The organism is Actinokineospora sp. UTMC 2448 (assembly GCF_024760565.1).
Classification (GTDB): domain Bacteria; phylum Actinomycetota; class Actinomycetes; order Mycobacteriales; family Pseudonocardiaceae; genus Actinokineospora; species Actinokineospora fastidiosa.
Genome location: NZ_CP031087.1, coordinates 6,725,344 through 6,749,945, shown reverse-complemented (window position 1 = coordinate 6,749,945; position 24,602 = coordinate 6,725,344). Strand labels below are relative to the sequence as shown.

Annotated in this window: 20 protein-coding genes; 12 read left to right on the top strand and 8 right to left on the bottom strand. The window is 73.6% G+C overall.

Annotated features, from left to right (window positions below; genetic code table 11):
• From Actkin_RS31190 to phoU, 7 genes are all read left to right on the top strand, one after another.
• Complete coding sequence (locus tag Actkin_RS31190) at window positions 1-1,398, top strand: hypothetical protein (protein ID WP_258905235.1); 1,398 nt, start codon at window positions 1-3, stop codon at window positions 1,396-1,398.
• Entirely contained in the window at window positions 1,398-2,147 is a 750-nt protein-coding gene (locus Actkin_RS31185; RefSeq protein ID WP_258905234.1) for an ESX secretion-associated protein EspG, read from the top strand. Before Actkin_RS31190 ends, Actkin_RS31185 begins: the two co-directional genes overlap by 1 nt.
• A 23-nt stretch (window positions 2,148-2,170) precedes the next feature.
• Window positions 2,171-3,304: a tRNA dihydrouridine synthase DusB gene (gene dusB, locus Actkin_RS31180; RefSeq protein WP_258905233.1), complete on the top strand. Its 1,134-nt coding sequence runs from the start codon at window positions 2,171-2,173 to the stop codon at window positions 3,302-3,304.
• 1 nt (window position 3,305) lies between these two features.
• Window positions 3,306-3,749: a hypothetical protein gene (locus tag Actkin_RS31175; RefSeq protein ID WP_258905232.1), complete on the top strand. Its 444-nt coding sequence runs from the start codon at window positions 3,306-3,308 to the stop codon at window positions 3,747-3,749.
• Between the two features lie 164 nt (window positions 3,750-3,913).
• Window positions 3,914-4,831 (top strand): GGDEF domain-containing protein, encoded by a 918-nt coding sequence (locus tag Actkin_RS31170; RefSeq protein ID WP_373292331.1) that lies wholly within the window; start codon window positions 3,914-3,916, stop codon window positions 4,829-4,831.
• Window positions 4,832-5,052: 221 nt separating this feature from the next.
• Window positions 5,053-9,516, top strand: a complete 4,464-nt coding sequence (locus Actkin_RS31165; protein WP_258905231.1) for an LCP family glycopolymer transferase — start codon at window positions 5,053-5,055, stop codon at window positions 9,514-9,516.
• Window positions 9,517-9,589: 73 nt separating this feature from the next.
• Window positions 9,590-10,255 carry a phosphate signaling complex protein PhoU gene (gene phoU / locus Actkin_RS31160; RefSeq protein WP_258905230.1) on the top strand — a complete coding sequence of 222 codons (666 nt, stop codon included), beginning with the start codon at window positions 9,590-9,592 and terminating at the stop codon, window positions 10,253-10,255.
• A gap of 61 nt (window positions 10,256-10,316) precedes the next feature.
• Here phoU and Actkin_RS31155 read toward each other — a convergent pair whose 3' ends face one another.
• Window positions 10,317-11,138, bottom strand: a complete 822-nt coding sequence (locus Actkin_RS31155; protein WP_258905229.1) for a hypothetical protein — start codon at window positions 11,136-11,138, stop codon at window positions 10,317-10,319.
• A 103-nt stretch (window positions 11,139-11,241) separates the two neighbouring features.
• On the opposite strand from Actkin_RS31155, the gene Actkin_RS31150 reads away from it, so the two are divergent.
• A complete protein-coding gene (locus tag Actkin_RS31150) occupies window positions 11,242-11,961 on the top strand; it encodes an inositol monophosphatase family protein (RefSeq protein ID WP_309569093.1) in 720 nt (239 codons plus the stop codon).
• Here the strand turns inward: Actkin_RS31150 and Actkin_RS31145 are convergent.
• Window positions 11,933-12,838, bottom strand: coding sequence for a phosphotransferase (locus tag Actkin_RS31145; RefSeq protein ID WP_258905228.1), 906 nt, complete (start codon window positions 12,836-12,838; stop codon window positions 11,933-11,935). The two genes, Actkin_RS31150 and Actkin_RS31145, sit on opposite strands and share 29 nt — an antisense overlap.
• A 113-nt stretch (window positions 12,839-12,951) precedes the next feature.
• Here Actkin_RS31145 and Actkin_RS31140 point away from each other — a divergent pair, with 113 nt between their 5' ends.
• Together Actkin_RS31140 and wecB are read left to right on the top strand one after the other, a co-directional pair.
• Window positions 12,952-14,946: a DUF6541 family protein gene (locus Actkin_RS31140; RefSeq protein WP_258905227.1), complete on the top strand. Its 1,995-nt coding sequence runs from the start codon at window positions 12,952-12,954 to the stop codon at window positions 14,944-14,946.
• Between the two features lie 37 nt (window positions 14,947-14,983).
• On the top strand, window positions 14,984-16,039 hold the full coding sequence (wecB, locus tag Actkin_RS31135) for a non-hydrolyzing UDP-N-acetylglucosamine 2-epimerase (protein WP_258905226.1): 1,056 nt from the start codon (window positions 14,984-14,986) through the stop codon (window positions 16,037-16,039).
• A 52-nt stretch (window positions 16,040-16,091) separates the two neighbouring features.
• On the opposite strand, the gene Actkin_RS31130 is transcribed toward wecB, so the two are convergent.
• The 3 genes from Actkin_RS31130 to Actkin_RS31120 are packed head-to-tail and all read right to left on the bottom strand — an operon-like array spanning window position 16,092 to window position 19,297.
• On the bottom strand, window positions 16,092-17,225 hold the full coding sequence (locus Actkin_RS31130) for a glycosyltransferase family 4 protein (protein WP_258905225.1): 1,134 nt from the start codon (window positions 17,223-17,225) through the stop codon (window positions 16,092-16,094).
• A gap of 6 nt (window positions 17,226-17,231) precedes the next feature.
• Window positions 17,232-18,203 (bottom strand): Gfo/Idh/MocA family protein, encoded by a 972-nt coding sequence (locus tag Actkin_RS31125; RefSeq protein ID WP_258905224.1) that lies wholly within the window; start codon window positions 18,201-18,203, stop codon window positions 17,232-17,234.
• A 2-nt stretch (window positions 18,204-18,205) separates the two neighbouring features.
• Window positions 18,206-19,297, bottom strand: a complete 1,092-nt coding sequence (locus tag Actkin_RS31120; RefSeq protein ID WP_189209253.1) for a DegT/DnrJ/EryC1/StrS family aminotransferase — start codon at window positions 19,295-19,297, stop codon at window positions 18,206-18,208.
• Between the two features lie 112 nt (window positions 19,298-19,409).
• On the opposite strand from Actkin_RS31120, the gene Actkin_RS31115 reads away from it, so the two are divergent.
• The gene (locus tag Actkin_RS31115; RefSeq protein ID WP_258905223.1) at window positions 19,410-20,573 is read left to right on the top strand and encodes a glycosyltransferase; all 1,164 of its coding nucleotides are present in this window, start codon (window positions 19,410-19,412) and stop codon (window positions 20,571-20,573) included.
• Window positions 20,574-20,745: 172 nt separating this feature from the next.
• Window positions 20,746-22,209, top strand: coding sequence for a lipopolysaccharide biosynthesis protein (locus tag Actkin_RS31110; protein ID WP_258905222.1), 1,464 nt, complete (start codon window positions 20,746-20,748; stop codon window positions 22,207-22,209).
• 1 nt (window position 22,210) lies between these two features.
• On the opposite strand, the gene Actkin_RS31105 is transcribed toward Actkin_RS31110, so the two are convergent.
• The 3 genes from Actkin_RS31105 to Actkin_RS31095 all read right to left on the bottom strand — a co-directional run bounded on the left by Actkin_RS31105 (window position 22,211) and on the right by Actkin_RS31095 (window position 24,601).
• Window positions 22,211-22,873, bottom strand: coding sequence for a class I SAM-dependent methyltransferase (locus Actkin_RS31105; protein WP_258905221.1), 663 nt, complete (start codon window positions 22,871-22,873; stop codon window positions 22,211-22,213).
• Between the two features lie 63 nt (window positions 22,874-22,936).
• A complete protein-coding gene (locus Actkin_RS31100; protein WP_258905220.1) occupies window positions 22,937-23,524 on the bottom strand; it encodes an acyltransferase in 588 nt (195 codons plus the stop codon).
• A 6-nt stretch (window positions 23,525-23,530) separates the two neighbouring features.
• On the bottom strand, window positions 23,531-24,601 hold the full coding sequence (locus Actkin_RS31095; protein WP_258905219.1) for a glycosyltransferase: 1,071 nt from the start codon (window positions 24,599-24,601) through the stop codon (window positions 23,531-23,533).
• Window position 24,602: the final 1 nt, after the last annotated feature.

Here is a 24,602-nt window from a genome sequence, read left to right as displayed (position 1 = left end):
ATGACCGATCCGACCCGTGACCCGAACCAGCCGCCGCACGTCGAGCGGCGGGACGCCGCGCGGACCCGCGACGAGGTGCACACCGACGCGGAGCGGCACGTCGACCGGGACATCGAGGAGTCGGGCTGGCTCATGGGGCTCGTCCGGCGGTTCAGCCGCAACAGCGAGGTCGAGCAGCGCTTCACCGAGCAGCTGGCCGCGCAGGCGGGCGACCTCGCCGCCGGGGTGTCTATGCGGACGCCGCCCGCGATGCCGTGCGCGAACTACCTGAGCTATCCGCACGCCCAGCTCAAGCCGATGGTGACCCAGGACGTCAGCCCCGAGGACGTCGGCGCCATGAGCGACCTCTACACCCAGGCCGGGAACGCCATGGTCAGGTTCCAGAACGAGGTGGCCGCGGCGATCGCGAACAGCCAGACCCAGTGGGAGGGGCCCGCCGGGGACGCGGCGCGGCGGTTCCTGGCCGACACCGGCGACTGGATCGGCCAGGCGGGGCAGAGCGCGCAGTACGCGGGCACGCAGCTGGCGCTGCACTCGGCCGCGCTCGCCGAGGCGAAGAACTCGATGCCCGAGGAGCGCCCGTTCGACCTCGGCGCCGCCATGCGGGACCTGCAGGCGACCACGGACCCGCTCGCGTTCGCCACCAAGGCGGCGGGCTACCTCGACGAGTACCGGGCGAGCCAGGCCGCGCACGAGGAGGCCGCCCGCGTCGTCGGCGCGTACGACGGCAGGCTCAGCGCGGCGGCGGCCATGCCCGCGTTCGCCCCACCGCCCGCGATGTGCGACGCCAGGAGCGACGAGCCGGTCCGCGCGCACGACGCCCGCGCGGTCGACAGGGACACCGACGTCAGCGTCAGGGACACCCAGACCGGTCCCAGCGGCGTGGAGGACGTGCCGCAGGGCCACCAGCGCGACAGTCACACCCCGCTGTCCGCGGTCGCGTCCGGCCAGTCGTCGGAGGGCGGGTCCGTCCCCGCGCCGCGCGACCCGGCCTCGGCCACCGCCCCCGGACAGCGCGGCCCCGGGACCACGCCCGGCGGCTACGACCCGGGCCTGCCCGCCGGAGCGGGTCCGCTGGCCGGTCCCGTCGGGCCGAGTGGAAGCCAGCCCGCCCCGGTGCCGGTCGGCGGACCGCCGCCGGTGGGCGGTCCCGGCGGGCTTCCCGGAAGCGAGGCCGTGCGCGGCACCGGACGCGCTCCGGCCAGCGCCCTCGCCGCCCAGCAGGCCGCGGGCCGCGCGTCCGCGGTGGGAGCCCGTACCGCGGCGGGCATGGTGGGCGCGCCCGTGGCCCGGGGCGCGGAGGACGATGAGCACGACCGGCCGACCTACCTCGTCGAGCCCGACCCGGACGAGGTGTTCGGCGCGGGCGGGTCCGCGTCCCCGCCGGTGATCGGCTGATGGGCACGCCGTTCACCCTGTCGCTGGCCGCGGTCGACGTGCTCTCGCAGCTGCTCGGGATCACCTGCAGGCACTACCCGTTCGAGATCCCCAGCGTCGGCCAGTACGCCGAGGACCGCGCCCGCATCGCCCGCGCCGTGTTCACCGATCTGGCCCATCGGGGCCTGATGGGTCCCGACGGCCCTCATCCACGCGTGGAGCGCGCGCTGCGGCTCCTGGCTGACCCTGATGTCGGCATCGCCGCGTCCGGCGTGCCCCGGCCCGACGCGCTGCTCCGGGCGCGGGGGGCGGTGCGGGGCGACTCGGGCGTGCTGGCCGTCCAAGAAGGACAGTCGGTGCGGTTCGCCAGCGTGGGCGCGACCGGCATGGCGCGCGCCATGGTCGCCCTGCTGCCGCCCGCGGCCGCGGGCCCCGGCCAGTCCGTCCACGTCGAGCAGCCCGCCCCCGAGCAGGCCCCCGCGGGCTTCGCCACGCCCGTCCGCCCCCCGCGCACGGCCGCCCAGACCCAGCTGCGGGTCGCGGCAGGCATCCTCGAACGCCCCCGCACCGGCTTCGGCTTCTTCACCCTCACCACCCGCGACAACCTCGGCTGGATCGACACCGACGCGGGCCGCTACCTCACCCTGACCACCGCCACCGACGACGGCGCCGTGCGCGCCACCTACTCGCCCGCCGACGGCGCCCGCCTGGCCAGGCAGCTCGACGAGCTGATCCGGTCGGCCCGGGACTCGGCCCCGTCCGCCCGATAGAGGCCATCGGTAACAATGGGTGGGTGACCCCGCGACTCCCGGCCCTGCGGATCGGCCCCTACCCGGTCGACCCGGCGGTCGTGCTTGCCCCGATGGCCGGGATCACCAACGTCGCCTTCCGCACCCTCTGCCGCGAGTTCGGCAGCCCGACCTCGCTGTACGTCTGCGAGATGATCACGGCGAGGGCCATCGTCGAGCGCGACGCCAAGACCATGGAGATGATCACCTTCGGGGCGGACGAGCACCCGCGCTCCATGCAGCTCTACACCGTCGACCCGGCCACCACCGCCGAGGCGGTGCGGATCATCGTCGGCGAGGACCGCGCCGACCACATCGACATGAACTTCGGCTGCCCGGTGCCCAAGGTGACCCGCAAGGGCGGCGGCGCGGCCCTGCCGTACAAGCGCGGCCTGTTCCGCAACATCGTCTCCGCCGCCGTCCGGGCAGCGGGGGACGTCCCGGTGACCGTCAAATTCCGCGTCGGGATCGACGAAGAGCACATCACCTACCTGGACGCAGGCCGCATCGCGGAGGGTGAGGGCGCGCGGGCCGTCGCGCTGCACGCGCGCACCGCCGCCCAGCGGTACTCCGGGGAGGCCGACTGGTCGCGGATCGCGCGGCTCAAGGAGGCCGTGACGTCGATCCCGGTGCTGGGCAACGGCGACATCTTCAGCGCCGCCGACGCGCTCAAGATGGTCGAGCAGACCGGCTGCGACGGGGTCGTGGTCGGCCGGGGGTGCCTCGGCAGGCCGTGGCTGTTCCGCGAACTGCACGCCGCCTTCACCGGGGCGCCGATCCCCGACGGGCCGTCGCTGGGCGAGGTGGGCCGCATCCTCACCCGGCACGCCGAACTGCTCGCCGACCACCTCGGCGAGGACAAGGGACTGCGCGACCTGCGCAAACACATGGCCTGGTACCTGCGCGGGTTCCCGATCGGCGCGAGCCTGCGGCAGCGGTTCGCGCTGGTCTCCGGGCTGGCCGAGCTGGCCGACCTGGTGGGCGAGCTGGAGCCCGATGTGCCGTACCCGGCCGACGCCGAGGGCCCGCGCGGGCGGCAGGGCTCGCCGGGCCGGGTCGTGCTGCCCGAGGGCTGGCTCGACGACCCCGAGGACACGGCGGTGCCCGTCGGGGCGGAACTGATGCATTCCGGGGGATGACGTGCGGCGATTGGCGGTGCTGGCGGCGTTCGCGGCCGCTGGCTGTTCGACGGCGGTGGCCGGGCAGCCGGTGCCCGCGGCGGGCGGCGACGAGGACGACGACCGGGTCCTCGCCTATTTCGCCGCGCTGAACGACGCGGGCGAGGAGGGGCCGGGCAGCCAGTCGGACTTCCTGCGCCGCACCCAGCACCCGGACTTCACCGACCGGTTCTGCGACCTCGACGACCTGGTCCTGCGCATGGTCCCGGTCGAGTCGACGCTGCGGCCGGACCCGGAGTGGAAGCCGGAGAAGTCGGCCAAGGCCCCCAGGGGCGAGGTCTACGTGGTCGCGGTGACGGTGACCATCCGGCGGGACAGCACCACCCTGGGGGAGCAGATCGGGTCCCAGCGGGTCGTCCTGCTCGACGGCGAGGCCTACGGCTTCTCGCCGTGTCCCGCCGAATGAGTGACACCCGAATGTCGCAGTGATCGGCCCACGGTCGGCGACGCGGCGGAGTGCCCCGCGACCGCGTATCCACCGGTAGGGGGAATTACCCCGCCCAAGCGTCCCGTCGGCTCAAGCGGACCTTCATTCCGGACGACACACTCGTACGTAGGGAGGTGACCGCGGTGTCCGCACTGGGACGAGGAGTGGCCGAGCCGGAGCCCGACCAGCGCACGGCCAACTGGCGGGACCGCAGGGTCAACGAGCCCACCGTGCCGCTGCGCCGTCCGGAGCGGCCCGAGCCCGCCGAGGCCGACCCGCCCGTCGACGCCGCCAACCTCGTCAGCCTGCACGAATCGATCGCCACCCTGCTGGCCTCGCGCGGGCAGTACCGGCAGGCCTACCAGCACCTGCGGTCCGCGCTGGACCTCATGTCGGAGCTGACCGCGCCGCCGCCGATCCCCGAGCAGTTCCGCCGCGAGGTCGACCGCCTGCGCCGCGAGCACGCCGAGGCGCAGGAGCAGAGCATCCGCGACAGCCTCACCGCCAGCTACAACCGCCGCTACCTCGACCGCAGACTCATCGAGGTCCTCGCCGAGCGCGGCGGGGCGGGCGGGCTGGCCGTGGCCCTGGTCGACCTGGACTGGTTCAAGCAGGTCAACGACACCTTCGGCCACCTCGTCGGCGACCGCGTCCTGCAGCGGGTCGTCGAACTGCTCCAGCAGGACCTTCCCGAGGGCGCCTTCTGCGCCCGCTACGGCGGCGAGGAGTTCGTCCTCGTGCTGCCCGACGTGGACGGCCCCACGGCCGTCGACGTCGCCGAGGCGGCCCGCGCGCGGGTCGAGTGCCACCCGTGGTCGACCCTCGTGCTCGGCCTGCGCGTCACCGTCAGCGTCGGCCTGGCCCACGCGCCCGCCGCGGACGTGGCGGAGGACACACCGGCATCCGCGGAGCGGCAACTTCGCGAGGCGGACGGATTGCTTTACACCGCCAAGCAATCCGGACGAAACGCCGTGGCGTACCTCTCGGGCGGCAAGCCCCACCTGGCCGGACCGGCGGCGGGCAGGCGCGCCGTCGCCCCGCCGCGCGTGGCCGCTCGCTGAGCGCGTTCGCCCGCGCCACAGTCGCCCGATCGGGGTAATCCCGTGGGCGGTTCTGCGTACGGTCTGTGGTTAATCGCCGGGCGGTGGTCGTCAGGGATCGCGGTCATCCGTACTATCGCCTCCGCGAGACTGACACGATCGGGTAAGTAACCGAGTGCGGCATCGCAACGTGTTGATAACCAACCTGCAACGCTTGACGCGGTCATAAGGAAGGAGCCTGGGTGCCCGACGACTATGACGGCGACGGCGCCCCGCCCTCCGGCCCAGGTGGCAAGCGCCGCGCCCCCGACCCCGCCGACCAGCCCCGCCGCAGACGCCGCTCGCTCGACGACGGCGACGGCGTGAGCGTCTCGGACCTGGTCGAGCGGCACACCGCCTCCCGCGCCGACCTCCCGGCCCCCGGCCGCCGCCGCGCCGACGAGTCCCGCCACGCCGCCCCCGAGTCCCCCCGCCCGAAACGCGGCGGCGTGGAAGACCTCGGCGCCGCCATGCAGGGCCGCCGCGCCGCGGCCGAGCAGGCCGACACCCCTCCGGGCAGGCACGGCCGCAGGCAGGCCCCCGAACAGCCCCCCGGCCGCCTCCCGGACCACTCGGCCCCCGCCGCCGCCTACCCGCAGCAGCCCTACCGCGAGTCCACCCCACCCGCCCACCGCGGCGCCCCCGACCCCACCCCCCGCGGCGCCGTCGACCCCGCCCACCGCGCGGCCGCCGAACACCACCCCCCCGCCCACCGCGCCGCCCCGGACCTGCCGTCCGCGCACCACGTGGGCCCGGACCACCAGCCGTCCGGTTACCGCGGTGCCCCGGACCTGCCGTCGGCCCACCACGTCGGTCCGGACCACCACGCGGCTGCCGAGCCCTCCCCCCGGCGCGCCCCCACCCGCCGCGCCACCCCCGACCCCCTCCCGCGCCGGGCAGGCGCCGACCCCGAGCTGCCGGACCACCGTGCCAGCGACCACCAGCCGCCGGACTACCGCGCTGGTCACGAGTCGCTGCCGCGCCGTGCCGCCGCCGACCACCAGCTGCCGGACCACCCGGCCGCTGCAGGCCCCGAGCCGCTCCCGCGCCGCCCTGGCACCGACCGCCAGCCGCCGGGCCGCCGGGTTCCGGGTCACGACTCGCTTCCGCGTCGTGCTGATGAAGACCAGCTGCCGGACCACCGCGTTCCGGGCCACGAGTCGCTTCCGCGGCGCGGTGGTGGTGACCGTCAGGTGTCGGACCACCGGGCCGCTGGGGAGCAGCCGCTCCCGCGCCGTGGTGCCGTCGACCATGAGGTGCCGGGTCACCGCGGCGTCGAGCAGCCGACCGCACATCGGGCCGAGCCTGCCGTTCGGGACGGGTTGCCGCCCAACCCGCCGGAGGCGAACCACCGCCCGCGCCCCCGTCGTGCGCCGCGGGGGCCCGTGGTGGACCCGGTGGCGCCGCCCGTCGAGCCGGGGGGACCGCAGCGCGCGTCCATTCCCGCCGATGTCGTGCGCCAGGCCACCGGAGCCCACCGCATCCCGGCCGACGCCGGACTGGACTTCGACCAGTACGTCCCGCCCGAGCCCCCGCGCAGGCCCGCCCCTCCCCGCCCGGCCCGCCCCCTCCCCGAACCCACGCGCACCGGCGACCTCCCCGAGGACGACCGCCCGAGCGCGCACTACCCCCCGCGCCACGAGCCGTTCCCGCGCGACCACCACGAGCCCCCCACCCCCGACGACCACTTCCCGGTCGACCACCGAGCCCCGGACGCGGACCGCAGGCCCTCCGGCCCCCACCCCCGCCCGACGGCCCGCCACCCCCTACCCCGCCCCACCGAAGACCACCCGGCGACCGGCAGGCACCCCCTCCCCGGCCCCCCCGCGACCTTCGCCGACACCCCCCACCCGTCCCGCAGGCAACCGACCGGCCAGCACCCCCTCGCCCCCGAGGACCCAGCCTTCCCGGACGCCCCGCGCCCAGCCCGCAGGCAGCCCACGGGCCAGCCGATCGCTGCGGAGGACCCGGCCTTCGCCGACGCCCCGCGCCCGGGCCGCAGGCAGCCGACTGGCCAGCACCCGATCGCCGCTGAGGACCCGGCCTTCGCCGACGGCTTGCGCCCCGGTCGTAGGCAGCCAACTGGCCAGCACCCGATCGCCCCGGAGGACTCGACCTTCGCCGACGGCCCGCGTCCCGGTCGTAGGCAGCCGACGGGCCAGCACCCCCTAGCCCCGGAGGACCCGGCTTTCGTCGAGGGGCCCCATCGTCGGCAGCCGCCCGGTCACCCGATGCCCCCCGAGGACGCCTTCGCGGACGCCCCTCGCCCGGGGCGCAGGCAGCCGACCGGTCAGCACCCGATCGCCCCGGAGGACCCGGCCCTCGCCGATGGGCCGCATCCCGGCCGTCGGCAGGGGCCGGGGCGCCCGATGCCGGTTGAGGACTATGTGGACGGTCCCCTCCCGGGCCGTCGGCCGATTCCCGCCGAGGACGCGGCTTTCGCGGAGGGCCCGCACCCCGGCCGTCGGCAGGCCCCCGGCCACCCCATGCCCGCCGAGGACTTCGCGGACGGCCCCCAGCCCAGCCGCAGGCAGCACCCCGCCGACGACGGTTTCGGGCAGCGGAGGCCACAGCCCCCCGGCCGGTTCCCGGCCGACGCCGACGGCCCCCACCCCTCCGGCCGGTTCCCCGTCGACGCCGATGGCCCCCAGCCTTCCGGTCGCTTCCCCATCGACACCGACGGCCCGCAGCCTTCCGGTCGCTTCCCCGTCGACGCAGAAGGCCCGCAGCGGTCCGGCCGGTTCCCCGTGGACGCAGACAGCCCGCAGCCCTCCGGCCGGTTCCCCGTCGACCCCGCCGCCGACATCGCCGCCAGGCTCGATGGGGAAGGCAAGCCGCGGATTCCCCGGCAGCAGCCGCCCGGGCAGTCGTCGATGCCCAACCCCGCCCACCCCGAGGAGACGCAGAAGGTCGCCCTCACCCCGCCTCCAGGCGTCTCGCCCGCCGACGCGGTCGGGATGACGACCGAGATGGAGCCGATCGGGGAGGCCACGCAGAAGCGCAGGCGGGTCGACCAGACGCTCGCGCGGTTCTCCAAGGTGCACGACGAGCTCAAGGCCGAGGAGAAGGCCAAGCGGGCCAAGCGGCGGCTGCCGTGGAACGCCGAGGACGACGAGCTCGAGGAGCAGCTCGAGGAGCTCGCCAAGCCGCCGGGCGAGGCGGGCGCCGACGCCGAGGAGAAGCCGAAGCCGAAGAAGCGCGGCCTGTTCGCCCGGGTGTTCGCGGGCACGACCGCGATCCTGGTGTTCACCGCGACCGGCGTCGGCTGGGGCTTCCTCAAGCACACCGGCGACAGCATCGACAAGGTCCGCGCCCTGGACCCGAACTCCGACGCCATCCAGAACGCCGAGGCGCAGCACGGGGACGAGAACTTCCTGCTCATCGGCTCGGACTCCCGCGAGGGAGCGGAGGCCGAGGACGGCGTCGGCGACGCGGGCCAGGTGCCCGGGGCGCGCGCGGACACCACGATGATCGCCCACGTGCCCGCCGACCGCAGCCGGGTCGTGATCGTGTCGTTCCCCCGCGACCTGGAGATCCAGCGGCCCGAGTGCGAGCGGTTCGACCCCGCGACCAACGACTACACCGGCGAGACCGTGGCGGGCCAGCAGGCCGCCAAGCTGAACACCGCCTACCAGGTCGGCGGCCCCCTGTGCGCGACCAAGGTCGTGCAGGAGCTGTCCGGCCTGCGCATCACCCGCTTCATCGGCATCGACTTCCACGGCTTCAAGGACATGGTGGACGCCGTCGACGGCGTCTCCGTCTGCGTCGAGGAGCCGATGTACGACACGTACATGAAGAAGTGGATCGTGCAGAAGGCGGGCACCGCCGTCGAGCTGCGCGGCGACCAGGCGCTGGACTTCGTCCGCGCGCGGCACGTGCGCGGCGACCCGACGTCGGACTACGGGCGCATCAAGCGGCAGCAGCGCTTCCTGTCCTCCCTGCTGCGCAAGTCCATGTCCGGTCAGGTGCTGCTCGACCCGGGCAAGCTCACCGGCTTCACCGAGGCGTTCACCAAGTCCACCTTCGGCGACAACATCACCGTCGAGTCGCTGTTCTCCCTCGGCCAGTCGCTGCAGGGCCTGGAGGCCGGGCGGGTCACCTTCCTGACCGTGCCCACCGTCGGCCTGCCCAACGACCGCGGCAACGAGGAACTGCGGGTCGAGGACAACGCCGCGCTGTTCCGGGCGATCGTGAACAACCAGCCGCTGCCCGGCGAGAAGCCTGCGGAGAAGGCCGATACCCAGCAGCGCGCGCTGCCGCAGTCCTCGCCGCTGCGCGCCCGCCAGCAGCAGGTCGACCCCAAGACGCTCAAGATCCAGGTGCTCAACGGCGGCAACACCACCGGCCGGATCGCCCGCGACACCGGCGAGAAGCTCGCCGAGTACGGCTACGACGTCATGATGGTCAGCTCCGCGCCGAAGGTCGCCCACACGGTCATCTACTACGGCACGGGCAACGAGGCCGCCGCGCGCACGCTCGCCTCCTCCATCCCCGGCGTGCACCTCGTGGCCGACGCGTCGATGGGCAAGGCGCTGGTGCTGGTCATCGGCCCGGAGTACGACGGCGAGGTGGTCGCCCCCGGCACCGCCAAGGTCACCGAGCCCGAGCCGGAGAAGCTGCCGGAGGACCTGTCCGCCATCAACGGCGGAGACGTCACCTGCGCCTGATGGTCGTCATGGGTTCACCGCTCATTCACGCTCCGATAGGTGCGTCCGGCGCGGTTGCGTCTAGGCTTTGGCCATGCGCGAGGCTTACCACAGTGAACTAGGACAGCTTGCCGACCAGCTCGCCGCGATGTGCGCGATGGTCGGCGATGCGATGGAACTCGCCACGCGCGCGCTGCTGGAGACCAACCTCTCGCTGGCCGAACAGGTGATCAGCGGCGACGAGAAGATCGACGACGCGCGCTCGGCCTGCGAGGAGCACGCCTACTCGCTGCTGGCGCTGCAGGCTCCCGTCGCCACCGACCTGCGCACCGTCCTCGCGGCGATCCACGCCGCGGAGAGCCTGGAGCGGATGGGCGACTTGGCGCTGCACGTGGCCAAGGCGGCCCGGCGCAGGCACCCCAACCCGGTGCTGCCGGACGGCGTGCGGGAGAGCTTCGCCGAGATGGGCCGCATCGCCGTCAGCCTGGCCCGCGGCACGGAGTCCGTCATCCGCAGCCAGGACGTCGCCGCCGCGCGCGCCCTGGACGACGCCGACGACGAGATGGACGACCTGCACCGCAGCCTGTTCTCGGTGATCATGGCCAAGGACTGGCCGCACGGCGTCGCCGCGGCCGTGGACGTGACCCTGCTGGGCCGCTTCTACGAGCGCTACGCCGACCACGCGGTCTCCGTCGCCAAGCGCGTGGTGTTCGTGGTGACCGGCCGGATGCCGGGCGCCTCGGACGACCTGGAGCCCTAGCCCTCGAACGACCGTGAGGCGGGGCCGGACAGCTGTCCGGCCCCGCCTCACGCGCGTTCGGCTACCAGTTCGACAGGCCGGACGGCTCGTCGCCGCACGAGCCGTCGGTGGTGTCGGTGGCATCGGTGGTGTCGGCCATGTCGTCCATGGGCTTGAGGTCGTCGTACCAGTCCGACAGCGCCGGGTCCCCGGTGGCGTCGGCGGGGTCGTCCTCGACGGCGGAGTCCGTGGGCTCGGCGTCCTTCGGGTCCCCGTCGGTCGAGTCGGCGTCGGCGGCGGGTTCGAGGCTGGAGTACCAGTCCTCCAGCGTGGGCTCGCCGGACTCGGCGTTGTCGGCGACCGGCTCCTGCTCGGGGGTGTCGTCGCCGGGCTTGAGGTCGTCGAACCAGTCGGTCAGCGACGGGCCGTCGGCCTCGCTCGGCTGCTCGGTCGGCTCCGGCCCCTCGGTGGGAGTCGGCTCCTCCGTGGGAGCCGGTTCCGTGGTCGTCGGCTCCTCGGCGGGCTGCTCCGTGGACTCCGGCTCCTCGGTCGTCGCCTCCGGCGGCTGGTTCTCGAACTCGCTCTCGGGGTTGTCCACGGTCTGCGTCGGCTCGTCGGCCTGCTCCGGCTGGCCGCCCTGGCCCTTGGCGTTCCAGGTGCCCTCGCCGCTGGGGTCGTGGTAGGCGGACTCGGCCACGCCGTCGTCGTTGAGGTCGAGCAGGGCGGTGTCGGCGACGCCGTCGCCGTCGGAGTCCCACATGGCGTCGTCGTAGCGGCCGTCGCCGTCGAAGTCGACCGCGATGGCGTCGGTGGCCCCGTCCCCGTCGACGTCCACGTTGGTCTGTCCGTGGTGGACGTTCGGGTCGCCGTCGCCGGTGCCGAAGTGGTACTGGATGTCCGCCATGTCGAGGTGCCCCCTGAATTCGGTGTCCGACGGGTAGACGCGGGGCGAGCACGCCCGGTTCCGGGAGCGTAATGCACCGATCGGGGCTGTTACGGTCGTTTCCGTGGACGATGCCGCGGTCGCGGAGGCGGCGGCGGGCCGGGCGGCGGCCCTGCTCACCGCACTCCGCGCGGACAACCCGCCCGACGTGGGCGCCCTCGCCGACGCCGAGGCCAACGCCGCGATCCTGGGCATGCTCGCCGACCTGCGCCCGCGCGACGCCGTGCTCTCCGAGGAGTCCCCCGACGACCCCGCCCGCCCGCAAGCCGACCGGGTGTGGATCGTCGACCCGCTCGACGGCACCCGCGAGTACGCGGCGGGCGTCCCCGAGTGGGCCGTGCACGTCGCGCTCTGGGAGCGCGGCGCGGGCATCACCGCGGCCGCCGTCGCCCTGCCCCACAGGGTCCACGTCCGCGGCGACCTCGCGGTCCCGCCCACCCGGTCCGACCTGCGGATCGTGATCAGCGCAAGCCGCCCCCCGGACGGCGTGGCCGACCTGGCCGAGCGGGTGGGCGCGCGGCTGGTCCCCATGGGCTCGGCGGGTGTCAAGACCATGGCCGTGCTGCGCGGCGACGCCGACGCCTACTTCCACACCGGCGGCCAGTGGGAGTGGGACTCCGCCGCGCCGGTCGGCGTCGCCGTGGCAGCAGGCCTGCACGCCTCCCGCGTCGACGGCTCGCCGCTGCGCTACAACCAGCCCCGCCCCTACCTGCCCGACCTGCTCGTCTGCCGCCCGGAGCTGGCCGACCGGCTGCTCACGGCCTGGGCTCGTCGAGCAGGCTGAGCAGCGTCAGGCGGGGCGCGTCGGCGAACTCCGGCGCGGCGCCAGCGGCCCGCGCCCAGGTCAGGGTCCGGGCGACGATGCCGAGCCTGCGCGCCAGCGCCAGCTCGCGGCGCAGCCGCCCGATCGGCGCGAAGTCGGTGAACTCGGCAAGGTACCGCTCGCCTGCCTCGACCGCCGCGGCCTCGCCGAGCCCGTCGCCGATCACGCTCAGCGGCAGCATCGCGGCTGCGAACGGGTGCGCGACGACGCTGTCGCCCCAGTCGTAGAACCGCGGCCCGGTCAGGACGTTGTCCGGGTGCAGGTCGTTGTGGTCCAGCGACGCGGGCAGCGCCGACGCTGCCAGCTCGGCCGCCCACTCGGCGACCCACCGCGCGGCGATCCCGTCCGCGAACTCCGCGGGGAGTCCCCCGCCCACGACGGCGACGGCCTCAGACAGCCGCCGCGGCAACACCTCCGGCCGCATGTCGGCGACCCCGGCCGCGAGCAAGCGGTCGACGTGCGGCATCAGCCGCCGCTGCATCCGCGCGTACGCCACCAGAGCGTCCCCGAGCCCCGACACGCCCCCCAACGACGCCCCGCCGTCAGGCAACACCACCCACCCGCGCTCCGCGTCCACGGCCAGCGGTTCAAGCACCGACTCGGGCACGACCTCGTGCAACACCAGGTAAAGGCCCGCCTCGAACGCCGTCTCCGCCCCGGAAGCCTTGAGCCACACCCGCCCCGCGCTCGTCTCGGCGCACAGCACGGTCGCCCACGGCCGCACCCTCGGCTGCTCGACCTCCCCACACCGCACGACCCCCCGCCGCGCCAGCGCGTCGTCCAACCACGCCACCGCCTCCGCCCGCCATCCCGCGCTCGTCCATCCGGTGTCCCGCACGGCTTGTCCCCCCATCGTTATCCGCAGGTTATGCGAGGTGCCGGCCTGCGGGGCCCGGATTTCCGATTGCTAGTCTGCGATCGCCCGTGCGCGCGTCCGCGAGGAGCATTCCCATGACTTGGTGGCAGTTGGCCCCAGCCGTGCTGGCAACCGCTGCCATGGTCTTCCTGCCCGGCTACCTCATCCTGCGCTGCTGGGCGGTGACCGGCCTGGTGGCCGTCGGCACGGCCGCGCCGGTGTCGATCGGGCTCATGGCCATGTGCGCCATCGCGGGCCCGTACGTCGGCGTCCGGTGGGGCATCCCGCTCGTCGCGGTGCCCGCGGTGGCCATCGCCGCGATCGGCCTCGTGCTGCGCAAGGCCACGCCGAGGGCGATGGGCATCCACGGCCGCATCCGCCGCTCGCCGCGCTCGCGCTGGACCCTGCTGGCCCACCTCGGCGCCCTGCTCATCCCGGCCGCGCTGATCACCCGCGGGCTGACCAGGATGATCGGCGCCCCGGAGAACATCTCCCAGACCTACGACAACGTCTTCCACCTCAACTCGATCCGCTACATCCTCGACACCGGGTCGGGCTCCACGCTCACCCTCGGCGGGATGTACAGCGCGGGGGAGAAGCCGTCGACCTACCCGGCCGCGTGGCACGACCTGGTCGCCCTCGTCGTGCAGACGACCGGGGTGTCGATCCCGGCCGCGATCAACGCGGTGACGCTGGTCGTCGGCGCGCTGGTGTGGCCGATCTCGGCGATCTTCCTGGCCACCAGGGTCACCGGGACCCGGCCGGTCCCGGTGCTGTTCGCGGGCGCGCTGTCGTCGGTGTTCGGCGCCTTCCCGTACCTGATGGTCGACTTCGGGGTGCTGTACCCGTATTTCCTGTCGCTGGCCCTGCTGCCGGTCGCGCTCGGCCTGGTCGCCATGGCCACCGGGGTCGGCGAGCGCAACGGCACGCCGCGCTGGCTGGCCACCGTGATCTTCCTGGCGGCCACCCCCGCGGTCGCGCTCTCGCACCCGAGCACCTTCCTGACGCTGCTGCTGTTCGCGCTGCCGATCTTCGTGGTGGCCGTGGTCCGGTACCGGCGCATCCTGGCCGGACGGGCCGGGGCCGGGCGCTACTGGCTGCTGGTCTCCCTGCTGGTCGCCTACCTGCTGGCCGCACTGGCGCTGTGGGTCCGCGTGCGCCCCACCGCGGAGGCATCGGGGTGGCAGCCGATCCAGACCATCCCGCAGGCCATCGGGCAGGTCCTCACCGGCGGGCTGATGGACGGCGGCCCGTCGTGGGTCGTGTTCGGCCTGACGATGGTCGCGGTCGGCCTGGCGATGCGCAGGCAGTTCAGCCAGTGGGTGTTCGGGGTGTACCTGATCGCGGCCGCGCTGTTCGTCGTCGTGTCGGCGGTGGACCGGCCCGCGCTGCGCGACTTCCTCACCGGGGTCTGGTACAACGACTCCTTCCGCCTGGCCGCGCTCGTGCCGCTGATCGCCGTGGTGGTGTGCACGATCTCGGGCACCTGGCTGTTCCTGCGGACCCGCGACGCGCTCGTCGAGCGGTATCCCCGGCTGGCCAGGGTGAAGTTCACCCGCGAGTCCACGCCCGCGGCGGCCGGGGTCGCGTTCGTGGTCGCCGCGATCGTCGGCGTGGTGGGCCAGTACAGCGCGGTCAACTACACGGTCGCCTTCGCCCAGGTCGACTACCAGCCCCAGGGCGAGGCCCCGCTGCTGTCCCCCGACGAGCGCGCGCTGCTGAGCAGGCTGGACGAGCACGTCCCCGCCGACGCCAGGATCATCGGCAACCCCTGGACGGGCACCGCGCTGTCCTACGCGTTCAGCGGCAGGCGGACCCTGACCCCGCACCTGGCCGAGAGCAGCATCCCGCCCGACGCGCGCGCGCTCATGGACGGCCTCGGCCGCCTCGGCTCGGACTCCGGGCTGTGCGAGCTGGTGCGCGAAAACGACGCCTACTACGTCCTGGACTTCGACGGCCGGGTCTTCTGGAACTGGCCCACCGTCTTCCCCGGGCTGCTGACCGTGGACTCGAACCCCGGGCTGGAAGAGGTCGACCGGCAGGGCGAGGCCGCGCTGTACCGGATCACCGCCTGCGGCGCGGAAGGCTAGCGGCGGACCGCCGCCGCGCCGTCGATAGGATCCCGCCATGCGAGTCCTGAGCGTCGTCGGCGCGCGTCCGCAGTTCGTCAAGCTCGCCCCCATCGCTCGGGCGATGGCAGGCCACGCGGACCACCTCATCGCGCACACCGGCCAGCACTACGACCACAACATGAGCGACGCGTTCTTCGCCGACCTCGGCATCCCGCACCCCGACTTCAACCTCGGCGTGGGCTCGGGCAAGCACGGCGAGCAGACCGGCGCCATGCTGGCGGGCCTCGAGAAGATCATCGAGGACACCGCGCCGGACTGGGTGCTGGTCTACGGCGACACCAACTCCACGCTGGCCGCCGCGGTCGCCGCGGTGAAGCTGCACGTGCGGGTCGCCCACCTGGAGGCCGGGCTGCGCTCGTTCAACCGGCGGATGCCCGAGGAGCACAACCGCGTGCTCACCGACCACGCAGCCGACCTGCTGCTCGCGCCCACCCAGGTGGCGATGGACCACCTGGCGACCGAGGGCCTGGCCGAGCGCAGCGTGCTCGTCGGCGACGTGATGACCGATGTGCTGTACCAGGTGCGCGACCAGGTCGCGGGCACGCCCGTCGACCTCGCGACGCCGGTCGAGCGCGGCGGGTACTACGTGGCCACCATCCACCGCCCCGACAACACCGACGACCCGGCCCGGCTGCGCGCGATCATCGACGGCATCGCCAAGGTGGGCAAGCCGGTAGTGCTGCTCGCGCACCCGCGCCTGCGCGGCCTCGCCGAGCGGCACGGGATCGAGCTGGGCGCCGGGTCGATCACCGTCTCCGAGCCCGTCGGCTACCCGCAGCTGGTCAACGCCGTGGTCAACAGCGCGGGCGTGATCACCGACTCCGGCGGGCTGCAGAAGGAGGCGTTCCTGCTGCGCGTCCCGTGCACCACCCTGCGCCCGGAGACCGAGTGGGTGGAGACCGTCGAGCTGGGCTGGAACGTGCTGGTGGACCGGGACTTCGACGCCCTGGCGGCCACCGTCGAGCGGCCGCGGCCCGCCGACACCGACGCGGCCCCGTACGGCACCGGCCAGGCGGCCGCCGCCGCCGTCCGCGCGCTGGTCGAGCGCTAGCGACGCGGGATCGCTCCGGTCGCCGCCCGGCGACCGGACCGCACCGGGCGGGTCAGGCCATGTCCTCGGCGACCCACGCGGCGGCGACGCGTCCCGTGGTCGCCAGGGAGGCGTTCTCGCCGACCCAGTCGACCAGGTGCTCGCGGTCGACCGTGGCGCCGTCGAGCATCGCGATCATCTGCTCGGCGACCGCCTGCGGGGTGTAGTCGGCCACCAGGCCCAGCTTGTTGTCCCTGATCAGCTCCGCGCTCGCGCCGACACCGGCGAACAGCATGGGCGTCCCGCAGGCCGCGGCCGCGTAGATCTTGGTCGGCTTGGCGAAGTCGTAGCCCTGGCCGGGCACGATGCTCGCCAGGGCGCCCACCGCGCCGCTGATCCAGCGGGCCGCGTCGGCGGGCGGCACCACGCCGCCGAACTCCACGCTCCCCGGAGCCAGCTCGGCCGCCAGCGCGCGCAGCGCCTTCTCCGCCGTGCCCTGCCCGAAGAACCGCAGCTTGGCGGTGGGGTGCTTCGCCAGGACCAGCGGCATGGCGCGGACGAAGACGTCCGAGCCCTGCCACTCCGACATCGTGCCGGTGTAGACGAAGTAGTTCTCCTCGGGCGTGACCTCGACCGGGCGGAACGTCGTGGTGTCCACGCCGTTCTGCACGACCCGCACGCGGTCCGCGGGCACGCCCAGCTCCCGCACGCGCTCGGCGACGCCGTCGGACACCGCGATCACCCCGCGCGCACGGCGCAGCGCGAACCGCTCCAACCCGCGCATGAACCCGGCGACGGCCTTGTGCGCGCCGATCGCCACCAGCGCGTCCGACCAGACGTCGGCGGCGTAGTAGTAGTAGGGCTTGCGCTTGAGCAGGCAGGCGATCGCGGTGACGACGCCCGTGGTGGGCGGCGGCTCGCAGATCACCACGTCCGCTGAGGCCAGCAGCAGCCGCAGGGCCAGCGGGCCGTCGAAGCTGGCGTACTGCACGTACCCGCGGACGTTGCCGCCGGAGTCGCGCAGCACGGGCCAGCGGCGCACGTCGTAGTCACCGAACCGCTGCGGCGCCGCGGTCTTCGGCGGCGTCGTGGTCAGCACGGTGACCTGGTGGCCCGCCGCGGCGAAGCCGTCGGCGAGCGCCTTGAGGCGGAACGCGGCGGCCGCGACCTCGGGCGCGAACAGCCGCGTGGCCAGGACGACCCTCATCGCCGCCTACACCGCGGCCGCGGTCGACAGGACCTTCTCGGCCGTGCGCAGGGTGTTGAGGCCCTCCTGCAGCGTGACGATCTCCTGCGACTCGCCCAGCACCGCGTCGCGGAACTTCTCGTGCTCGGTGCGCAGGGGCTCGCGCTTGACGATCGCGTAGCGGGTCATGTCGCCCTCGGAGACGCCGCGGAAGTTGGCCACGGAGTCCCACTCGGTGGTGACCACGCCGTTGGCGTAGAAGGTCAGGTCGGCGGTGAGGGTGTCGGCGACGAACGCGCCCTTCTCGCCGGTCACCACGGTCAGCCGCTCCTTCATCGGGGACAGCCAGTTCACCAGGTGGTTGGTGATCGTGCCGTTGGCCAGCCGCCCGGTGGCGGCCACCATGTCCTCGTGCGCGCGGCCCGAGCGCAGCGCGACCTGGGCGGTCACGTGCGTGTACTCCGACTGCGCCAGCCACGCGGTCAGGTCGATGTCGTGGGTGGCGAGGTCCTTGACCACGCCGACGTCGGCGATCCGCGCCGGGAACGGGCCCTGGCGGCGGGTGGCGATCTGGTAGACGTCGCCGAGGTCGCCGTTGGCGATGCGCTCGCGCAGCGACTGCAGCGCCGGGTTGTACCGCTCGATGTGCCCGACCGCGCCGATCACGCCGTTCGCCGCGAACGCCTCGACCAGCTTGGTCCCGGCCTCGACGCTGTGCGCGATCGGCTTCTCGATCAGCGTGTGCACCCCGGCCTCGGCCAGCGCGAGGCCGACCTCCTCGTGCATGCCGGTCGGCACGGCGCAGACCGCCATGTCGATGCCCGCGTCGATCAGCTCGGCCACGTTCTGCAGCACCGGCAGGCCCTGCGCGACGCCGTGCGGGTCGCCGTTGGCGTCGGCGACGGCGACCAGCGTCAGCCCGTCCACCTCGCGCACGACCCGCGCGTGGTGGCGGCCCATCATGCCCAGGCCGATGAGGCCCACTCGCAGCTCAGCCATGCTCACGCACCCGCCTTCGCCAGGGTGTTCACCGCGTTCACGATGCGCTCGCGGTCCTCGTCGTCCAGCGACGGGTGCACCGGCAGCGACACCACGACGGCGGCGGCCTTCTCGGTGTTCGGCAGGTCCTCGACGCGGTCGAAGGAGGGCAGCCGGTGGTTCGGGATCGGGTAGTAGACGCCCGAGCCGATCTGGTGCTCGTCCTTGAGCGCCTTGACGAAGCCGTCGCGGTCCTCGGGCACCGTGATCGTGTACTGGTGGTAGACGTGCACCGCGCCGTCGGCGACCGCGGGCACCCCGACGCCGGTCAGGTTCGCGTCGAAGAACGCGGCGTTGGCCCGCCGGGTCTCGGTCCAGCCGCCGACCTTGGTCAGCTGCACGCGGCCGATGGCGGCGTGCAGGTTGGTCATCCGGGCGTTGAAGCCGACGAGCTCGTTCTCGTACTGGCGCTCCATGCCCTGGTTGCGCAGCAGCCGCAGGGTCCGCTCGACGTCGGCGTCCCCGGTGGAGACCATGCCGCCCTCGCCGGACGTCATGTTCTTGGTCGGGTACAGGCTGAACATGGCGAACGTGCCGAACGTGCCGACCCGCCTGCCGTCGAGGCTCGCGCCGTGCGCCTGCGCGGCGTCCTCGTACAGCGCGATCCCGTGCTTCTCGGCGATCGCGGCCAGGGCGGGCATGTTCGCCGGGTGCCCGTACAGGTGCACCGGCATGATCCCCTTGGTCCGCTCGGTCACCAGCGAGGCGACGTGCTCGGGGGACAGGCAGTAGTGGTCGAGCTCGATGTCGGCGAAGACCGGGGTCGCCCCGGTCAGCGCTACCGAGTTCGCCGTCGCCGCGAAGGTGAAGGACGGCACGATGACCTCGTCGCCGGGGCCGACGCCCGCGGCCAGCAGGCCCAGGTGCAGGCCAGCGGTGCCGGAGTTCACCGCGACGGCCGCCCTGCCGTCCAGCAGAACCTGGCTGAACTCCTGCTCGAACGCGGCGACCTCGGCGCCCTGGGCGAGCATGCCGGAGCGCAGCACCGCGTCCACCGCCGCCCGCTCCTCGTCGCCGATGATCGGCTTGGCCGCCGGGATGAAGTCCTTGCTCACGTCTCGCCTCGATGCGGGGTCGGGGACCGGTCGCCTCACCTTAGAACCCACCGCCCCGTGCGCCCTGCCGGGGTCGCCGGGGGCGCGACGGGCGCGGTTAGACTGCCCGACCATGGCGAACGACGCGAATCGCGGCCGCATTCTCTGCATCTCCTTCTCCGACATCACCAGCGACTCGCGCGTGCTCCGCCAGCTGGACGTGCTCGCCGAACTCGGCGAGGTCACCACGGTCGGCTTCGGGGACAAGCCCGCCGCGGCCACCGAGCACCTGGCCGTCGACGCCGACCTGCCGTCGCTGCCGCAGACGCCGCTGGGCGTCGCGCTGCTCGCGCTGCGCCGCTTCGACACCGTCGAGTTCATGGCCCCCGCGGTGAAGGCCGCGCGGGCCCTGCTCAAGGACAGGCGCTTCGACGTCGTCGTCGCCAACGAGGCCAGGGCCATGGCGCTCGGCCACGAGGTCGCCCACGGCGCGCCGGTCGTGGCCGACATGCACGAGTGGGCCCCGGAGGAGCGGTCCCACGTGCGGTCGTGGCGGCTGCTGGTGAAGCCGTTCATGACCCACCAGTGCGCGAAGTACCTGGGGAAGATGACCGCGGTCACGACCGTCAACGACTCCATCGCCGAGCTCTACAAGCAGCGGTTCGGGGTCCGGCCCCAGATCGTGCGCAACGCCGCCGCCTACCGGGAACTCTCGCCGACCCCGGTGCAGGACGACCGGATCCGGCTCGTGCACAGCGGCGGGGCGGTTCCCGGCCGCAACCTGGAGACGCTCATCGAGGCCGTCCGCGGGCTCGACGAGCGCTACACGCTGGACCTCTACCTGGTCCCCGGCCGCGACGGCGGCAAGTACCTCGGCCAGCTGCGCGCGCTCATCGACGGCGACCCGCGCATCACGCTGCACCCGCCGGTCCCGTCGACCGAGGTGCCCAGCACGCTGAACCAGTACGACGTGGGCATCTACAGCCTGCCCCCGCTCACCCCGAACCACCTCTACATGCTGCCCAACAAGATCTTCGACTTCGTCCAGGCGCGCATCGCGGTGGTGTTCGGCTCCGCCCCGGAGACCGACCGGCTGATCACCGAGCACGAGCTCGGCGTGATCGCCCCGGACGCCTCGGCGAAGGCGATGCGGGAGACCCTGGCCGCGCTCGACACCGAGCAGGTCCGCCGGTTCAAGCAGAACGTGGACACCGCGGCGAAGGTCCTCAACTCCACCGAGGACGCCGCCACGCTGCGCGCCATCGTGGGCGACCTGCTCGCCCGGACGGCCCGCTGACCCGGCCGGATCGGACGAAACCGGCTCCGGTGTCGAACCGGGCGGCGCTCCGCCGGGAGTCCGCCGGATCCGGAATCCCGAGGTCGACCGGTCGGTAGGCTGTCGCGGTGACGAGCCAGAGGCCCACCACCGCACCGCCCGCGGACCCCACGAGCGGCCGCGGACAGCGCCGGTGAGCGGCCCGCTCGCCCGGATGCTCCGTCCGGTCCGGCTGGACGCGCCCGTGCGCACCTCGCTGGCGCGCGGCGGCGTCTACAGCACCATCGGCCTCCTTGCCCAGGGCCTGCTGCGGTTCCTGACCGCGCTGCTCGTCGGGCACATCACGGACAGCGAGGCCGAGCTGGGCGTGGTGGCCTCCGCGATCGCCACGGCCACCATCCTCGCGCTGCTGTGGCCGACGACGGCGGGATCGGCGGCGTCGAAGTTCCTCGCCCGCGCCCGCGGCGGGGAGGACCTCGACGAGGCCCGGGCGATCGCCGCCCACCTGCGTGGCCGGGTCGCGGGTGCGGTCGCAGTGCTGGGCATGGCGAGCCTGCCCGCCTGGGTGCTGATCGACGGCGGCACCTGGGCCGGGGCCGCCTCCGTCGGCCTGCTCACCGTCGCCTACTCCGGTTACGCCTTCACCCGGGGCGTCCAGTTCGGCGCGGGCCAGGTCCAGCGCGCCACCCTGTGGGACATCGCCAGCGTGGTCGTCGGGCTAGGCCTGCTGATCTGGCTGCTCCTCGCAGGCGTCCGCGGCCCTGCACTGGTCTTGCCGCTCGTGGTCGCGTACGGCCTCTACACCGTGGCCGGATGGCCCTACGGTCGCCGCGGGGGCCAGCGCCTCGACCGGAGTCACCGCCGGGAGATCGACGGGTTCGTCCTGCTCGGCGCGGTGGGCACGCTGGCCAGCACCGGCTTCCTCCAGTTCTCCCAGATCGCGGCGAAGCTGGCCGAGGGCTCCGCCGCCGCGGGCGTGTACGCGGCCGCGCTCAGCCTGGCCACACCGGCGTCGATGCTCGCGGCCTCGCTGAGCCTGGTCCTGCTGCCGTCGATGGCCGAGGCATGGGGGCGCGGCGACCGCGCCGCCTTCGCCGCCCAGACCGACCAGGCGACCCGCGCGCTGGCCGCAGTCATGGTGGCGATCTTCGGCTCGATCATCCTGGCCAGCAGGCTGATCGTCGAGGTGATCTGGGACGAGAAGCTCGCAGGGGCCAAGGACCTGCTGCCGGTGCTGGTGCTGGCCGTGTTGGCGACCAACCTCGGCGTCGCGAGCGTCAACGCACTGGCCACCCGGTCGCAGCGCGGCCAGCGGGTGACGACTGCGGCCAGCGTCATCGGCATGGTCGTCGGCGTGATCGTCTGGCTGGTCGCCGCACCGCGCATGGGCCTGGCGGGCGTCGCCGTCGGGTACCTCTGCGGGACCGTGGTAGTCGCGGTGATCCCGGTGGTTGTCGCCTGGCGGAAGGACAACCACCGATGGGGTGCCGTCTTCGGCAAGGTGGGTGTGGGCGTCGCGGTGGTGAGCGCGGCGGCGATCGTCCAGCGGGCGGCCGCGCTGCCCAGCTGGCTCGACCCCGTGTTCGTGCTCGTGTTCCTGGCGGGTTGGTGCGCGCTCAACTGGGGCACGATCGCCGTCCTGCTCAAGCGGCGCTGAGTCAGCGCGTTCGCCGGTACAGGAAGAACGACGAGATCATCTCGATCCCCTCCGGCGGGTCCACCCGCTGCTCCAGCGTCCAATCCGGACGGGCGTCATCGATCCACTTGGTGAAGTCGCGGTGCCGCTCGGTCGGCCCCATCTCGCCGCCGTCGCGGGCGTTGGAGAAGATCACCACGTAGCGCTCCGCGCTGTCGAACAGGCGGAACATGTAGTCCTCGAAGACCTCGTCCTCGACGAGGTGGAAGATCACCTCCATGGAGAGCGCGAGATCGGCCCGCAGCCAGCCCGCCTGGTCGGCGAGGGTGACCGGGTCGTAGCGCAGGAAGCTCTTGGTCGGGTCGTCGGCGAAGCGGTCGATGCACATCCTGATCGCCGTGGCCGACCGGTCGAGGCCGAGGTAGCGGGGGTACTTGGCGAGGCTGAGCTGGTTGCCGTCGCCGCAGCCGAGGTCGATCACCGAGGTGACGCCGAGCTCGGCGACCCAGCCGTTGACGACCGAGGCCTTCCACTCCGCCTTCGCGCCGTAGGACCCCGCGCCCGACGTGCCGCCCTTGGCGTAGCGCTCTTCCCAGTAGGCGGCGCTGCCCGGGAACATCCGGGCGCGGATGCGCAGCGCGGGCTCGGTCTTGGCGACTTTGCCCACCATGGAACGGATCTTCACCCAGAGCACCTTAATCGGTACGTCCGGTCATCCTCACATCCGCCCGGGCGGCACGCGGAAGATTCAGCCGATCAGGGACAGCGCGCCGTCGGTCTCGGCGTACCGCTGCCCGGTCTGCGGGCAGACCCACTCGTCGCCGTCCTGGCTCAGGGGGGCGCCCGACCTGCCGACCCAGCCGATGCGGCGGGCGGGGACGCCTGCGACCAGGGCGTGGTCCGGCACGTCCTTGGTGACCACCGCGCCCGCGGCGACGGTCGCCCACGCGCCGATGCGCACGGGGGCGACGCACACCGCGCGCGCGCCGATGGCGGCGCCCTCGGCGATGGTCACGCCCACCGGGTCCCAGTCGGACGCCGACTTGAGCGTGCCGTCGGGGTTGACCGCGCGCGGGTAGGTGTCGTTGGTCAGCACCACCGCGGGGCCGATGAACACGCCGTCGGCCAGGGCCGCGGGCTCGTACACCAGGGCGTGGTTCTGGACCTTGCAGTTGTCGCCCAGCACCACGCCGGGGCCGATGTAGGCGCCGCGGCCGACGATGCAGTTCGCTCCGATCCTGGCGTTCTCGCGCACCTGCGCGAGATGCCAGATCTTGGATCCCTCACCGATCTGCGCGGCGTCCGCGACATCGGCGCCATCAGCCACGAACGCCACGGCTGCTCACGCTCCCAGTCCAGAGTAGAAACTGTCGAAGTGCTTCCCGACGCTCTCCGCGTCGAACCGCGGGATCACCGTCGAGCGGATCTCCTCGGCGGACCGGTCGCGGAAGGCCTTGGCCGCCTCCGTGATCGCCGCGGCGAACGCCGCAGCGTCGGCGCCGTCGACCAGCACGCCGTTCTGCTCGGTCACGTAGTCCAGGCAGGCCAGCCGGGGCAGCACGACGGGCCTGCCGCCCGCGATCGCCTCGGCCGCGGCGACGAGGAAGGTCTCGCCCGCGGTCGGGAGGAAGAAGAGGTTGGCCGCGCTCAGGTGCCCGGCGACCTCCGGCGCGGGCACCGCGCCGACGAGGTGGACGCGCTCGGCGACGCCCAGCTCGGCCGCGCGCGTCCGCACGTCGTCCATCAGCGGTCCGTCGCCGACCCAGGTCAGGGTCGTGTCCTGGCCGCCGCGCACAAGCTCCGCGACGGTCTCGACGGCGAGCAGGGGCCGCTTGCGCTCGATCAGCATCCCGACCGCCACGAGCTTCAGCGGGTCCCAGGACGGCTGCTCGACCGCGGTGAAGTGGTCGGCGATCACGTTCGGGATCACGGTGATCTCGCCGTCGCCGGTGAACGGCAGAAGCGCTTCCCGCAGCGCGTTGCTCACAGTGGACACCCGGCGCGGCAGCCGCATCGACTTGCGCACCCGGGGCGGGATGATCGCCTGGTTGCTCACGAACGCGCTCCAGTGCTCGGTGTGCACCCAGCGCTTCTTGATCAGCGGGTAGAGCGGGGCCAGCACGGTCACCGCGTCGTAGGCCAGCGTGTGCACGATGTCCGCGCCCTTGACCAGCTTGCGCAGCTCGTTGAGCCCGCGCACGGTGGCCAGCGGGTCGGCGGGGTTCACCGACACCGTGGTCAGCGGCAGTCCACTCGGATCGACGGTGTCCCGGCGCGGCTCGACCTTGCGCTGCACGCGGACCACGCGCACGTCGTGGTGGCGCGCGATCGCCTTCGCGTGGGCGACGTTGAACGGCGCCATCCCCGGCTGGTCGTCGTTCGGCCACCAGGTGGTGACGATCACCACGCGCATG

What these genes read in the sequence shown, in the direction of transcription:
- Actkin_RS31190 (WP_258905235.1), top strand. Translation starts at nt 1, where the DNA reads ATGACCGATCCGACCCGTGACCCGAACCAGCCGCCGCACGTCGAGCGG.
- Actkin_RS31185 (WP_258905234.1), top strand. Translation starts at nt 1,398, where the DNA reads ATGGGCACGCCGTTCACCCTGTCGCTGGCCGCGGTCGACGTGCTCTCG.
- phoU (WP_258905230.1), top strand. Translation starts at nt 9,590, where the DNA reads ATGCGCGAGGCTTACCACAGTGAACTAGGACAGCTTGCCGACCAGCTC.
- Actkin_RS31155 (WP_258905229.1), bottom strand. Translation starts at nt 11,138, where the DNA reads ATGGCGGACATCCAGTACCACTTCGGCACCGGCGACGGCGACCCGAAC.
- Actkin_RS31140 (WP_258905227.1), top strand. Translation starts at nt 12,952, where the DNA reads ATGACTTGGTGGCAGTTGGCCCCAGCCGTGCTGGCAACCGCTGCCATG.
- wecB (WP_258905226.1), top strand. Translation starts at nt 14,984, where the DNA reads ATGCGAGTCCTGAGCGTCGTCGGCGCGCGTCCGCAGTTCGTCAAGCTC.
- Actkin_RS31130 (WP_258905225.1), bottom strand. Translation starts at nt 17,225, where the DNA reads ATGAGGGTCGTCCTGGCCACGCGGCTGTTCGCGCCCGAGGTCGCGGCC.
- Actkin_RS31125 (WP_258905224.1), bottom strand. Translation starts at nt 18,203, where the DNA reads ATGGCTGAGCTGCGAGTGGGCCTCATCGGCCTGGGCATGATGGGCCGC.
- Actkin_RS31115 (WP_258905223.1), top strand. Translation starts at nt 19,410, where the DNA reads ATGGCGAACGACGCGAATCGCGGCCGCATTCTCTGCATCTCCTTCTCC.
- Actkin_RS31095 (WP_258905219.1), bottom strand. Translation starts at nt 24,601, where the DNA reads ATGCGCGTGGTGATCGTCACCACCTGGTGGCCGAACGACGACCAGCCG.